Here is a 13,511-nt window from a genome sequence, read left to right on the forward strand (position 1 = left end):
ACGTGTTCGCCCCCGCCGTGGGGTTGATTCACGACGTCTGTGCCGTCCGTCCCTTCTGTGTCACCCGTTCCTTCTGCGCCGTCGGTGTTCGTTTTGTCCGTATCGTCGCCGGCCCTGTCGTCGTCCACGTCTCCGACGCTAGGCCCGTCCACCACGCCGCGGAAACCGCGCGGCGTCTTACGAAGTCCTGACGTCGCGTCACGCCGGCTGGGCCGGCGGCTGCCGCACCGTTAGATTCGACGTCGATGACCCCCGACCCGCGTGACGACTCCGGTGACGGGTGCCCCGGCGCCACCGCCACCCGGAGCAGGCCCGTGCCACCCGCCGACCTCGCCGCAGCCGCGGTGGTTCTCGCGCTCGTCGGCGCGTCGGTGGCCGGAACTCTCTGGTGGAACCCGGGCAGGCAGCTCGGCCCGAGCTCGTTCAAAGGTGCTCCCGAGAACTTCGGCGAATGGCCGATCCTCGGTACGCCGTTCCCGCACACCGGGCCCGGCACCGTTCCCGCGGTGCTGCTCGCACTCCTCGCCGTCCTCTACGGCCCCACCCTCTCGAGGCGGTTGCCCTGGCGCCGGGCTCTGCTGCTCGGATACATCACCGCGGTCGGATGGATCACCGCGCTCGCTCTCGTCGACGGCTGGCAGTCCGGCTTCGCCAAGCGGCTCACTCCCGGGACCGAGTATCTCGCCGAGGTCCCCGGTATCACCGACATCCCTGCGATGCTCGCCGGTTTCGTCGACCGGATCGCCCACGGACAAGCCGATTCCTGGACGGTCCACGTCGCCGGTCATCCGCCCGGCGCGACGCTGGTGTTCGTCTGGCTCGACCGCGTCGGGCTCGGCGGCGGCGTCGCCGCGTCGGTGGTGTGCGTGCTGGCAGGCGCGCTCGTGGCGGTGGCCGTCCCGGCGACGGTGTCGCTCCTCGGGCACCGGGATTCCGCCCGCACCGCGCTGCCGCTGCTGGTGCTGTTCCCGGGTGCCGTGTGGCTCGGCGTCTCCGCCGACGCGCTGTTCGCCGGGGTGACGGCCACCGGGATCGCACTGCTGGCGCTCGCTGCGGTCCGCCACGCGGCCTGGGCCCTCCCTGCGGGCGCGATCCTCGGGTTCGGCATCTTCCTCTCGTACGGCCTCATCACGCTGGGAGCGATCGCGTTCGCGCTCGTCCTGGTGACCAGAGCCTGGCGGGCGTTCGGCCTCGCCGTCGCCGGAGCCCTCGTCGTCGTGGGAGTGTTCGCGCTCGCCGGGTTCTGGTGGCTCGACGGCTACCATGCCGTGGTCGACCGGTACTACGACGGCATCGGCGCCGACCGCCCGTACTCCTTCTGGGTGTGGGCCAACCTCGGCTGCCTGGCGCTGGCCACCGGACCGGCCATCGGCCCTGCACTCCGCCGGGCCGCGTGCAGCGCGAGAACCGCACCGCGGCTCGTCGCGGTGATCGCCGGCGCCGTCGTGACCGTGGCCGCGGCGGATCTGTCCGGTCTGTCCAAGGCCGAGGTCGAGCGCATCTGGCTGCCGTTCGCCGTGTGGCTGCTCGCGGCCACGGCACTGCTTCCGGCCCGCAGTGCACGCTGGTGGTTGGCGTGTCAGGCCGCGACCGCGCTCGCGGTGAACCACCTGTTCCTGACCAATTGGTAGGACACCACCCGTGCCACGGACGAGGAGTGCCATGACCACGAGCGGGGACACCCCGGCCGGCACCGCGGGAGCGGTACTGGTCGTCGACGACGACGTGACGGTCCGGGACGTGGTCCGCCGGTATCTCGAACTGGCCGGCTACACCGTCGCGCTGGCCGGGACCGGACAGGAGGCACTCCGGGCCCACGAACAGCGCCCCGCCGATCTCGTCGTACTCGACCTGATGCTCCCGGACCTCGACGGACTCGAGGTGTGCCGCCGGATTCGCGGAGCGCCGGAGGCCGCGGACGTACCGGTCGTGATGCTGACCGCGCTGGGCGAGGAGGAGAACCGGATCGCCGGGCTGCAGCTCGGCGCGGACGACTACGTGACGAAGCCGTTCAGTCCGCGCGAACTCGCGCTCCGGGTGACCTCGGTGCTCCGCCGCACCGGGCCCGTGGCCGACGCGCGGGTGGTGACCGACGGGCCGCTGACCCTGAATCCCGCCGCGCGCACCGCCACCGCCGACGGCGCCGGGCTCGCCCTCACCACACGGGAGTTCGACCTGCTGTGGTTCTTCCTCACCCACCCCGGCACGGCGTTCACACGCGACGAGCTGCTCGAGCGCGTGTGGGGCTGGGACTTCGGCGACCGGTCCACCGTGACCGTCCACGTGCGGCGGCTGCGGGAGAAGATCGAACGGGTCCCCGCCGAACCCGCGCGGATCACCACGGTGTGGGGCGTCGGATACCGCTACGACGCAGGCTCGGCCGAGTACCGGACGGGGCCCGGCTCGTGATCACGCCCGACGAATCCTTCGCCGCGATGCTGGAGCACGCGCTCCACATCCTGCCCGTCGCCGTCGCACTCGTCGTCCCGGTCGTCGCGGCCGGTGCGCTCGTGCTCCGCGCCGTGCGCCGCCGCACCCTCGCCACGACGATGACCGTACTGGTGCTGATCCCCGTCTCCGCCGTGTTCGCGGGCGTGCTGGGCATCAGCGGGTTCATGTTCGACGCCACCCTCGCCACGATGTGGCTCGTCTGCCTGCTGGTGGCGCTCGTGACCGTGCCGCTGGCCGTCCTGTTCGGACGCGTCATCGCCCGGCGCAGCGTGTGGGAGCGCGAGGCACGGCACCGGGAACGGGCGGCCGAGGAGTCCCGCCGCGAACTCGTCGCATGGATCAGTCACGACCTGCGCAGTCCGCTCGCCGGCATCCGCGCCATGGCCGAGGCGCTCGCCGACGGCGTCGTCAGCAGGCCCGAGGAGGTCGCCGACTACGCGGGCCGGATCGGCACCGAGAGCGGCCGGCTGTCCGGGATGGTCGACGACCTGTTCGAGCTCTCCCGGATCACGGCGGGCCCGCTGCAGCTCACGCCGGCCGCGGTACCGCTGCACGACGTCGTCGGGGATGCGCTCGCCGCGCAGGGTCCGATCGCCCACAGGAAACGGATCCGCATCCGGACCGATGCCGTGGTCTGGCCGGTTGTCCTCGGCAGTGACCCCGAGCTCGGCCGGGTCGTGCGCAACCTGCTGTCCAACGCCGTCCGCCACACCCCGCAGGACGGCACCGTCGTCGTGCACGCCGGTGTCGACCAGGGGCAGGGAGTGCTCGCGGTCGACGACGCCTGCGGCGGCATCGCCGAATCGGACCTGCCGAAGGTGTTCGACGTGGCCTACCGCGGCACCTCCGCGCGCACGCCCGAATCCGGCGACCAGCCCGCCGGGGCGGGCCTCGGCCTGGCGATCGCGAAAGGCCTCGTCGAAGCACATTCCGGGCGGATCGACGTCCGCAATCACGGGCCGGGCTGCCGGTTCGAGGTACGCCTGCCGCTCGCCGGCTGAATCGCGCCGGGCGCGCCCGGCGCGCCCGGCGCGATTCAGCCCAGCCCGGCCGACGAGCGGAGCGGATCGGTGGCGAACGCGGCCACCCCGGTGGCGAACGGCACGGAGGCGGCGAACCCCAGCAGCTCACGTGCGCGTGCCGGATCCGCCACGACGTGCCGCACGTCCCCGGGCCGGGCACCGCCCGCGATCCGCGGCTCCGGCCCGGCCATGGCACGCGACAGCTCCGCCGCGAGTTCGCCCACCGTGTGCGGCTCGCCGGAACACACGTTGACCGGCGTCAGGCCCTCGGTGGGCCGCTCCACCGCGAGCGCGTTGGCCAGCGCCACGTCACGCACGTGGACGAAGTCCCGCCGCTGCTCGCCGTCCTCCAGCACCACCGGCGCCTCCCCGCGTTCGAGCCACGAACGGAACAACGACGCCACACCCGCGTACGGGGTGTCACGCGGCATCCTCGGGCCGTACACGTTGTGGTAGCGCAGCGCCCACACGTCGCCGCCGGTCTGCCGTGCCCACGCACTCGCGAGATGTTCCTGCGCCACCTTCGACGCCGCGTACACGCTGCGCGGGGCGAGCGGGGCATCCTCCGGGACCAGCAACGGTTCCAGCTCGGCACCGCATCGCGGGCACGGTGGTTCGAACCGGCCACCGGTGACGGCGTCGGCCCGCCGCGGCGCCGGCGGTGTCACGCCGTGTTCCGGGCAGGCGTAGCGACCCTCGCCGTACACGACCATCGACGACGCCAGCACCAGCCGTGGCACTCCGGCGCGATACATCGCGGCGAGCAGGACAGCCGTGCCGTGGTCGTTATGGGCGGTGTAGCGCGGCGCGTCCGACGGGTCGAGACCGTGCCCGACCACCGCGGCCTGATGGCACACGACATCCACATCGGACAGCACCGACTCGAGGACCTCGTCGGAGCGCACGTCGCCGAGAATCGTCTCGTAGCCACGCACCCACGGCGGCGGCTCGCTACCCGCGTGCGCGGTGTCGACGAGCAGATCGAGCAACCGCACCTCGTGTCCCCGCTCGGTCAGTACGTCCGCCACGTGAGATCCGACGAACCCGGCGCCACCGGTGATGAGAACGCGCATGCCGACACCGTAGGGGCGGCGCGCGGCCACCGCGCCGATGGTGGCCCGGATGTCACGAACTCGTCAGACATCGCCGGGTGCCGCTTCCCGTGACAGCGACACGCAAGGCAGTACCGACACGCAAGCAGTACCGACGCGCAGGGAACGTAGCGATACACACGGAGGGAAGGGATGTGCCTCGGCCGAGAAATCACCGTCACCTCGTAGAAGTCACCCACGAAGGTGACTTCACCTGCGCTGCGACATCTCGCAGGGTCACCTGACCTGCGTAAATCACAGAATTCACACCTGTCACACCCGACCCACATATTTACACCAGCACCATGTGAACCGATCCTGAGGGCGCTTGTGCAGACCAGGGCCGCGCAGTTGCCGAGCGCGGTCCGAACCGAACGCCGCGCCCGAAACCATCGCGCGCGGCCTGGGAGGACACCATGCCGGCGAACGGCCTGCGCACCGCATCGCGGATCTCGCTGACCCTGACCGCACTGGCGGCCATGCTGCTCGGATCACTGACACTGCTGGGCGGTTCGCAGGCCGCGGCCGAACCCGAGAGCGTCCCGGGGATCGACGTCTCGGGACATCAGGAGAACGTCGACTGGCAGCACGCGTGGAACACGGGCGCGCGGTTCGCCTACGTCAAGGCCACCGAAGGCACCGGGTTCACCAACTCCTACTTCGCCCAGCAGTACAACGGCGCCTACGACGTCGGCATGATCCGCGGCGCCTATCACTTCGCGCGCCCGGACGTCGGCCCGGCCGCGCCGCAGGCCGACTACTTCGTCGCCAACGGCGGTGGCTGGTCGGCGGACGGCAAGACACTGCCACCGCTACTGGACATGGAGTACAACCCGTACGGCGCGGACCCCTGCTACGGCCGGTCGGAACACGGCATGGTCCGGTGGATCAAGAACTTCTCCAAGCAGCTGCACTCCAAGACCGGCCGCTGGCCGATGATCTACACGACCACGGACTGGTGGAAGACCTGCACCGGCAACACTCCCCGATTCGGCAGCGACCACCCGCTGTTCATCGCCCGCTACAACGATCGCGTCGGCGAGCTGCCCAACGGCTGGCCCCATTACACGCTGTGGCAGTACAACGACCACGGACCGATGCCCGGCGACCAGAACACGTTCAACGGCTCCATGGCACAGTTGAAGCGACTGGCCCTCGGCGGCGAGGCCAAGCAGGAACCCGAGCCGGAGCCCGAACCGAAGCCGGAACCCGACCCGAAGCCGGAGCCGGAGCCGGAGCCCGACCCGAAACCCGATCCCGATCCCAGCCCGGAGCCGGAGCCGAGCCCGGAGCCCAGTCCCGAACCGGAACCGTCCATCCCGGAGTCGCCGGAGAACGAGGCATCGTCCTCCCCGTCCGATGAGGACACGGCCACAGGTGCCGACGAGGAGCCGGGCGACTCGCAGACCGGGGCGACCGCCGGCGACGCGGGCCAGGACGGCACCTCGGATGCCGGCGAGAACGGTGCGAGCGGCACGCCGGATCAGGTGGCCTCCGACCGCAATGCCGCCGCAGGCGACACCAGCGGCGAGGCCGAGGGCGACGAGTCCCCGGCCGGAACCGCCGGCGACGCCGAGTCCGGGGACGCCGGGGCCGACGGCACCGAATCCAACGGCACCGGGTCCGACGGCACCGAGTCCGGGGACGCCGGGTCCGACGGCACCGAACGGCTCGTCCTCCAGGAGGCCCCGCGGCAGGACGCCGAGCAGGCTCCGCGGCAGGGCAAGGGTCCGGACAAGCTCGCCGAGACCGGCGCCGCGCAGGACCTGCCTCGCATGATCGTGTTCGCCGCAGCACTGATCGTGCTCGGCCTGATCGTGCTGACGCTCACCCGCGGGCCCGCCCGTTCGCGACGCTGACCCGGTTCGAGTGGTGCCCGGCCCCGCGCTGCGAGCGTGGAGCCGGGCACCACTCGTGTCGGCGGGTGTTACGGCAACGACCTGCCGGCCGCCTCGGGGCCGGCCGCCGCGTTCCGCACCATCGCCAGGGCGTCGGCGTGTGCACGGACCGACGCCGTCGCGGGAGCGGTCGTCGTCACGTCGGCGTCGAGCGCCGCCGTCGTCTCCAGCGTCTCGTCGATCCCCGCGTCGCCCAGCTGGGTGCGAATCCGCGTCGAGGCCGCCGCGCCCGACGTCGCCAACCGGAACGCCTCGGTCGCCCAGGTCCACCGGTCGCGGCGCGCGCGTTCCCGCAGCGGCGGACGCCGCCACAACGCGGGCTCGTCCACCTGGATCTCGCGGATTCCGGCCGCTTCCAGGTCATGCACCTCGTCGCGCAGGACGAGCGCGAGCTGCGCCGCCGTGTCCGGCACCGGAACGTCGTCACGCACGAACGCCCCGGCGAGCACGGTCGCCGGGCCGGGCAGCACCCCTTTCACCACGGCCGTGGTCAGCCGCTGAGCGGCCGCGACCCAGTCGACCGTCATCGGCGCGGGCCTGCTCACGTCCCCTGCCACGATCGGCGGCCGCACGCAGTAGGCGCCGCTGTGCTGCACCCAGCCGTGCTCGGGCACCGCGATACCGCACAACCGCTCGGCGACGAAGCGCACCAGATCGTCGTGCCGTCGCTGGTCGGCCGACGGCGCGGCGAGGTCGGCGGCCTGCGGTCCGAGCACCTCCTGCAGGCGCACCACGTCGTGCAGGCCCGCGCGCATCCGTTCGCCGTAACACTCGTCGCTCCCGGGGCCCGTGCGCACCCGCCGGTCGACGGCCGCGACGAGCGGGTCGATCGGGTCGGTCGGCTCGGTCGGGTCGTCGGCCGACCGGCGGGTGCGCTCCTGCGCCGCGCGCCGGTCGGCGTATGCCGAGCGCCGCAGATGTGCGGGCCGCAGGGTGGCCAGCCGTGCCCGCACCCGGCGGTCGGCCGGCGGGCTCGCCCGGCGGCCGCCGAGGATCTCCCGCGCGTACGTCAGTTCCCCGGCGACAGTGTCCGGACCGCCGCGCAGCGCCGTGGCCAGGGTCACGACCTCGCGCACCTTCTGCGACGCGAACGCGAGCCACGGTGTGATCTCCGGGTCCAGTGCGGTCTCCCGGTCGACGTCGTACGGCACGTGCAGCAGCGAGCACGACGTGCTCACCGCCACCTCCCGTGCCGAACCGAGCAGCGTGGCCGCCGTGACCAACGCCGCGTCGAGATCGGTACGCCACACGTTGCGCCCGTCGACCAGACCGGCCACGAGCGTCTTGTCCGACAGTCCCGGCGTGGCGACGACCGTGTTCACCGTGGACGTTTCCGACACGAGGTCGACCGCGACGCCCTCGACCGGCGTGGCGGCGAGCGCACCGAGCGCCGGACCCGGATCGCCGTACGGCACGGCGGTCAGCAGCGCGGGCCGCTGCGTCCGGGCACCCAGCACGGAGTAGGCATCCCGTAGCGCCTCCCGCTCGACATCGGTCCGGTCGGCGGCGAACGCCGGTTCGTCGAGCTGCACCCAGTCGGCTCCCGCCGCCTGCAGTTCGGCGAGCACCCAGGCGTACACCCCGAGCAGCTCGCCGAGGCGGTCCAGGGGCTGAAAGCCCGGCGGCGAACCCGGCTCCGGGGCGCACAGCAGCAGGAACGTCACGGGGCCGAGCAGCACCGGACGGGTGTTGATCCCCAGGCGCAACGCCTCGAGATGGTCGCGCACCGGGGTCCGGTCGGCCAGCGTGAGCGGCGTGTCCGGGCCGATCTCCGGCACGACGTGGTGGTAGGGCGTGCCGAACCACGGTGCGGTGGCCAGCGGCGGCACCGAGTCGGTGCCCCGCGCCATGGCGAAGTACGTCTCCAGCGGGTCGAGACCCAGCGCGCGGAACCGCTCGGGCACGGCGCCGGCCATCACGGCCGTGTCGAGGACGTGGTCGTAGTACGAGAAGGTGCCGCCCGGGACCGAATCGAGGCCCGCGGCGGACAGCTCCCGCCACGCGCGCGCCCGCAGTTCCCTGGCGACGGCACGGAGTTCGGATTCGTCCGCGCGATGGGTCCAATAACGTTCGAGTGCCCGCGGCAGCTCCCTGCCGGGGCCGATCCGGGGGTATCCCAGGACGGTGGAACCGATGCTGCCGGTCAATGCTCTCTCCTCGCGAGCTCGTCGACACGGGTGCCGACGGTCTCGCCGGAGGGGCGCAGGCCGGCCGGGGCGCACCTGCCCGGCCCGTCCGCCCGGTCCACCCACGAGACCTCGGACCCGCGCGCACCGGGTGGTGCGCGCGCCGGTGGCAGGTCTTCGGACTCGCGGGCTCTCCCGGCCGGGGCCGGAGGTCCTACTGGCCGTCGCTTCCCGGACCCGGGGTCCAGTGCCGTTGACGGCGGTCGTTCCCGCTCACCGCTGCGGGGCAGTCCCGGATTCGCACCGGGTTCTCTCTTGCCTCACCCGGCAGGCCCGTGCGGGCCGGACGCGGGTGAACCACCAGCACGGCCACCCTAGCCCCAGGGTGGCCGCGTCCGCGCTCGCCGACGGCACCGCGGCGGGCGCCTCCACACTCCGGAATCGGCGCCGGCCTGCACCGTTGCAACCGGGGAGACCTCGCTCACAGGCCGGGGACTGCGGTCATCGGAATGCGGACTGCCCCGTCACCGCCTGCCCGATCACGAGCTGGTGCACCTCCGACGTGCCCTCGTAGGTCAGCACCGATTCGAGGTTGTTGGCGTGCCGCAGTACGGGGTATTCGAGGCTGATCCCGTTGGCACCGAGAATCGTCCGGCATTCGCGCGCGATCGCGATCGCCTCGCGCACGTTGTTGAGCTTGCCGGTGCTGACCTGTTCGGACGTCAGCGTCCCCGCGTCCTTGAGCCCGCCGAGGTGCAGTGCCAGCAGCATGCCCTTGCCGAGTTCGAGGCTCATGTCGGCGAGTTTGAGCTGGGTGGCCTGGTACGAGGCCAGCGGTTTTCCGAAGATGTCGCGTTCCTGCGAATAGGCGATCGCCGTTTCGAGGCAGTCGCGGGCCGCGCCGAGCGCGCCGAACACGATGCCGTAGCGCGCCTCGTTCAGGCACGACAGCGGACCGGACAGGCCGCGCGCCTCCGGCAGCATCGCAGACGCCGGGAGCCGGACGTCCTCCAGCACGAGCTCGCTGGTCACCGACGCCCGCAGCGACAGCTTCTTCGTGATCTCCGGCGCCGAGAACCCCGGCGTGTCCGTGGGAACGACGAAGCCGCGGATCTTGTCATCGGTCTGCGCCCACACCACGGCGACGTCGGCCACGGAGCCGTTGGTGATCCACATCTTCGTGCCGTTGAGCACCCAGTCGCCGCCGGCGTCGCGCCGTGCGTACGTCCGCATGTCACCCGGGTTCGACCCGAAGTCCGGCTCGGTGAGGCCGAAGCAGCCGATCGCCTCCCCCGCGGCCATGCGCGGCAGCCACTCCTGCTTCTGTTCCTCCGAGCCCCAGCGCCGGATCGCGAACATGGCGAGCGAGCCCTGCACCGACACGAGACTCCGCAGGCCCGAATCGGCCGCCTCGAGCTCCATGCACGCCAGGCCGTAGGCGGTCGCGGTGGTGCCCGCGCAGCCGTAGCCCTCCAGGTGCATGCCCAGTACGCCGAGCTTGCCGAGCTCACGTGCCAGATCCCGCGCCGGGATCGAGGCACTGTCGAACCAGTCCGCCAGGTGGGGCCGGATCCGGTCTGCGGTGAAGGCCCGCACCGTGTCGCGAATCGCCCGGTCGTCCTCGCCGATCAGGTCCTCGGTGCCGAACAGGCCGAGCGGTGTCTGTGTGCCGGACATGGGCGATCCTTTCGTTCGTCGCCGTCGCCGTGCTGTCATCACGGCCACTACGCATTGTCGCGTCACCGGGGTGTCAGCAGGGAGACGGCCGCGTGGACGGCCGATTCGACCACGGCGTCGAGACTCCCGTCGTCCTCGACGGTCGTGGCCACGAGTTCGCGCAACCCGCCGAGCAGAATGATCACGCTCTCCCGCGGCACGGGTGGGCCTGCACCTCGGCGCTCGGCCTGCCTCTCGAGCCCCTGGGCCAGCGTCACGAAGCCTTCGAGCTGCATCCGCTGCAGCTGCCGCGCCTTGTCACCGAGAGCGGGTACGTCACGGATCCAGCTGACGACGATCGCCGGTTCGGCCTCGGCATAGGCGAACCACGCTTCGACTGCGGTCCGCACCTGGTCGGGCCACGGCGCCGTCTCGTCGACCGCACCGGACACGTAGCGGACCATCTCGCCCGTGGTCTCGGCCATCAGCGCCACGAAGCACTCGTCCCGGTCGGCGAAATGCTCGTAGAAGGTGCGGCGCGACGTCTGGGCACGGCGCACGATCCCGGCGACCGTGGCGCTGCGGTAGCTGTCGTCCGCGATCTCGGCGGCCAGGCCGTCGAGCAGGCGCCTGCGGAACGACACCGGGCCGACGCTTCGCTCGCCGGCCCCTCCGGTGCCGGGCGGGCCCCGGTCGGCCGGACTCGCGGCTACCGGACCGGCCACGCCCCCGGCCCCACTGGTGGAAGACAGTGTCCCTCCCCTAACGGATGACGGTGTTTGCCACCCGATGGTACGCGTCTGTACCGTCCCGCTCCGGTACACACGCGTACCAGGACGGGGCCCAGGGGGTGGCGCCGATCCCGCGCCGCGTCAGTTCCCGTACCGCCCCGACACCGCACGAAACCACGCAAAGGAGCGTGCCTCGTGACCACCACCGACGGCCCTCGCACGGTCAACCGGCGCAAGTTCATGGGCTACCTGCTCGGCGGTGCGACCGTCGTCGCCGCCGCCGACCTCGGGATGTTCGGGCGCGGCGCCACGGCCGACGCCGCGCCCGGTGAACTGCCCACCCTTCCCCAGCCCGCAGAGATCGCCGACCTCAGCGACCTGCTCACCCTCGCCGCGGCGCCGACGTCGCAGCTGATCACCGTCACGATCAACGACGACGGCACGGCCTCGTTCGCGCTGCCCCGCGCCGAGGTCGGCCAGGGCATCACGACGGCAGCCGCGATGCTGATCGCCGAAGAGCTCGACCTGCCCGTCGACAAGGTCCACGTCACGCTGGCACCCGGCAGGCCCGAGCTGCTGTTCAACCAGATCACCGGCGGGTCCAACACGATGCACGCGATGTACACGCCGATCCGCGTGGCCGCCGCGATCGCGAAGGGCGCGCTGCTGCAGGCCGCCGCCACGCTGCTCGGCGACAGCGCGAACAAACTGACGTCGCACCTCGGCCACATCGTCGCGCCCGACGGACGCCGCGTCGACTACGGCAAGCTCTCCGCGCTCGCGGCGAAGGAGCAGCCCGAAGCGGTCGAGGTCGCGCTCAAGGACGAGAATTCGCACGCGGTCGTCGGCACACCCGTCAACCGCATCGATGCGCTGGACGCCGTCACCGGTGCCAAGCAGTTCGCCACCGATCTCGACGTCACCGCGGCACTGCCGACGATGGTGTGCCGGGCCCCGACGCTCAACGGCACGCCCAAGGCCGTGCACAACGCGGACCGGGTGCGCGAGATGCCGGGCGTCACGCACGTGGCGACGATCCCGACCGGCGTCGCGGTGCGGGCTTCGACGTTCGGCCAGTGCATCGACGCGGTCCGCACACTCGAGGTGTCCTGGAACGACGGTCCGGTCGCAGGCATGTCCGACGAGGACGCCCTGGCCGGCGTCCGTTCCGCCGAGGCACCGATACCGGCCCTGCCCGTCGGTGAGACCGTCTCGGGCGATTTCACCTTCTGGTTCCGCAGCAACTCCGCGATGGACACGAACAGCGCGGTCGCCGACGTGCGCCACGGAAGCGCCCAGATCTGGGCGAGCCTGAAGAACCCGAACGTCGCCCAGGGACTCATCGCCGAGGCACTCGGCATTCCGCAGGCCGCTGTCACGGTCAACGTGGTGCAGGGCGGCGGTTCGTTCGGCAGGCGGCTGTTCTCCGATCCCGCCATCGAAGCGGCCCGCATCAGCAAGGCGATGGGCGTACCGGTCAAACTCATGTGGCACCGCGCCGACGACGCCCGCGTCGGCCGCACCCATCCGCTGGCCACCTCCCGCATCCGCGCCTGTTACTCGGGCGATACGGTGCTCGGCCTCCAGCAGGCCCACACCAGCGTCGAGACCGACTTCCGGCACGGGCTGGGCGACATCATCACCGCCAAGGCCGCCGACCTACCCGGCGGACTCGGGAACCTCCCGTTCTCCCAGGTGATCTTCCAACTCACGACGATATTGCCCTACGACTTCGGCGCCGTCGGCCAGTCGCTCGCCGAGACCGACACGCGGTTCAACACCAGCTCGATGCGCAACATCTACTCGCCCGACGTGCGCACGGCGAACGAGCTGATCGTCGACCAGCTCGCGCAGCGGACGGGCAGCGATCCACTGGAGTTCCGGCTGTCGCATCTGCGCAACGGCAGGCTGCGCTCCGCACTCGAGACCGCCGCCGAAAAGGCCGAATGGGGCAAGGAACTGCCCGAGGGCATGGCGCAGGGCATCGGGGTGCACGTCGAGTACAAGGGCGTCACCGCCTGCATCATGGAGATCGACTGCCGTCCGGAGACGGTGGGCCGCAAGGTCCGCAACGCCGTGACCGGGCCGCGCGTCACGAAGGCGACGATGGTGATCGACTGCGGCAAGGCGATCAACCCGCGCGGCATCGAGGCGCAGATGCAGGGCTGCGTCAACGACGGCATCGCGATGACGCTCACCAGCAGCCTCCACCTGCGAGACGGGCACTTCCAGGAAGCCAGCTGGGACAACTACTTCTACACCCGGCAGTGGAACACGCCGCCGGAACTCGAGGTCGTCGTACTCGACTCCACCGAGCCACCCGGCGGTGTCGGCGAGGCGGGCGTCGCCGCGGCGGCCGCGGCCGCCGCGTGCGCCTACGCCCGCGCCACCGGCACGATGCCGACCGAGTTCCCGATCAATCACCAGACGCTGTCGTTCGATCCGAAGCCGCACGCACCGCCGGTGCCGCAATCGCCGACCGACGGCCTCGACCACACCTACTGACCAGCACCTACGGGAAGCACGGAGAACCCAG

9 protein-coding genes and 1 riboswitch are annotated in these 13,511 nt (G+C 71.7%); of the genes, 5 read left to right on the top strand and 4 right to left on the bottom strand.

Annotated elements, in window-relative coordinates; genetic code table 11:
- The first annotated feature begins 245 nt into the window (after positions 1-245).
- Genes LY41_RS16110 through LY41_RS16120 form a run of 3 tightly spaced genes read left to right on the top strand, consistent with a single transcriptional unit; the run spans position 246 to position 3,452 of the window.
- Complete coding sequence (locus LY41_RS16110) at positions 246-1,631, top strand: 6TM ABC transporter family protein (RefSeq protein WP_253864846.1); 1,386 nt, start codon at positions 246-248, stop codon at positions 1,629-1,631.
- 31 nt (positions 1,632-1,662) lie between these two features.
- Positions 1,663-2,409, top strand: a complete 747-nt coding sequence (locus LY41_RS16115; protein ID WP_253864847.1) for a response regulator transcription factor — start codon at positions 1,663-1,665, stop codon at positions 2,407-2,409.
- Positions 2,406-3,452 carry a sensor histidine kinase gene (locus LY41_RS16120; protein ID WP_253864848.1) on the top strand — a complete coding sequence of 349 codons (1,047 nt, stop codon included), beginning with the start codon at positions 2,406-2,408 and terminating at the stop codon, positions 3,450-3,452. Before LY41_RS16115 ends, LY41_RS16120 begins: the two co-directional genes overlap by 4 nt.
- Positions 3,453-3,487: 35 nt before the next feature.
- On the opposite strand, the gene LY41_RS16125 is transcribed toward LY41_RS16120, so the two are convergent.
- Positions 3,488-4,546: an NAD-dependent epimerase/dehydratase family protein gene (locus LY41_RS16125; protein ID WP_253864849.1), complete on the bottom strand. Its 1,059-nt coding sequence runs from the start codon at positions 4,544-4,546 to the stop codon at positions 3,488-3,490.
- 434 nt (positions 4,547-4,980) lie between these two features.
- Between LY41_RS16125 and LY41_RS23900 the strand changes: the two genes are divergently transcribed.
- Entirely contained in the window at positions 4,981-6,423 is a 1,443-nt protein-coding gene (locus LY41_RS23900) for a GH25 family lysozyme (RefSeq protein ID WP_308292260.1), read from the top strand.
- Between the two features lie 68 nt (positions 6,424-6,491).
- Here LY41_RS23900 and metE read toward each other — a convergent pair whose 3' ends face one another.
- From metE to LY41_RS16145, 3 genes are all read right to left on the bottom strand, one after another.
- Positions 6,492-8,609, bottom strand: coding sequence for a 5-methyltetrahydropteroyltriglutamate--homocysteine S-methyltransferase (gene metE, locus LY41_RS16135; protein ID WP_253864850.1), 2,118 nt, complete (start codon positions 8,607-8,609; stop codon positions 6,492-6,494).
- Positions 8,610-8,739: 130 nt separating this feature from the next.
- A riboswitch (cobalamin riboswitch) is annotated at positions 8,740-8,965 on the bottom strand.
- Positions 8,966-9,089: 124 nt separating this feature from the next.
- A complete protein-coding gene (locus LY41_RS16140) occupies positions 9,090-10,265 on the bottom strand; it encodes an acyl-CoA dehydrogenase family protein (RefSeq protein WP_253864851.1) in 1,176 nt (391 codons plus the stop codon).
- 62 nt (positions 10,266-10,327) lie between these two features.
- Complete coding sequence (locus LY41_RS16145; RefSeq protein ID WP_253864852.1) at positions 10,328-10,888, bottom strand: TetR/AcrR family transcriptional regulator; 561 nt, start codon at positions 10,886-10,888, stop codon at positions 10,328-10,330.
- 282 nt (positions 10,889-11,170) lie between these two features.
- Here LY41_RS16145 and LY41_RS16150 point away from each other — a divergent pair, with 282 nt between their 5' ends.
- On the top strand, positions 11,171-13,480 hold the full coding sequence (locus tag LY41_RS16150; protein ID WP_308292261.1) for a molybdopterin cofactor-binding domain-containing protein: 2,310 nt from the start codon (positions 11,171-11,173) through the stop codon (positions 13,478-13,480).
- Positions 13,481-13,511 lie beyond the last annotated feature (31 nt).

It is taken from the genome of Prauserella halophila (assembly GCF_024171895.1).
GTDB lineage: Bacteria > Actinomycetota > Actinomycetes > Mycobacteriales > Pseudonocardiaceae > Prauserella > Prauserella halophila.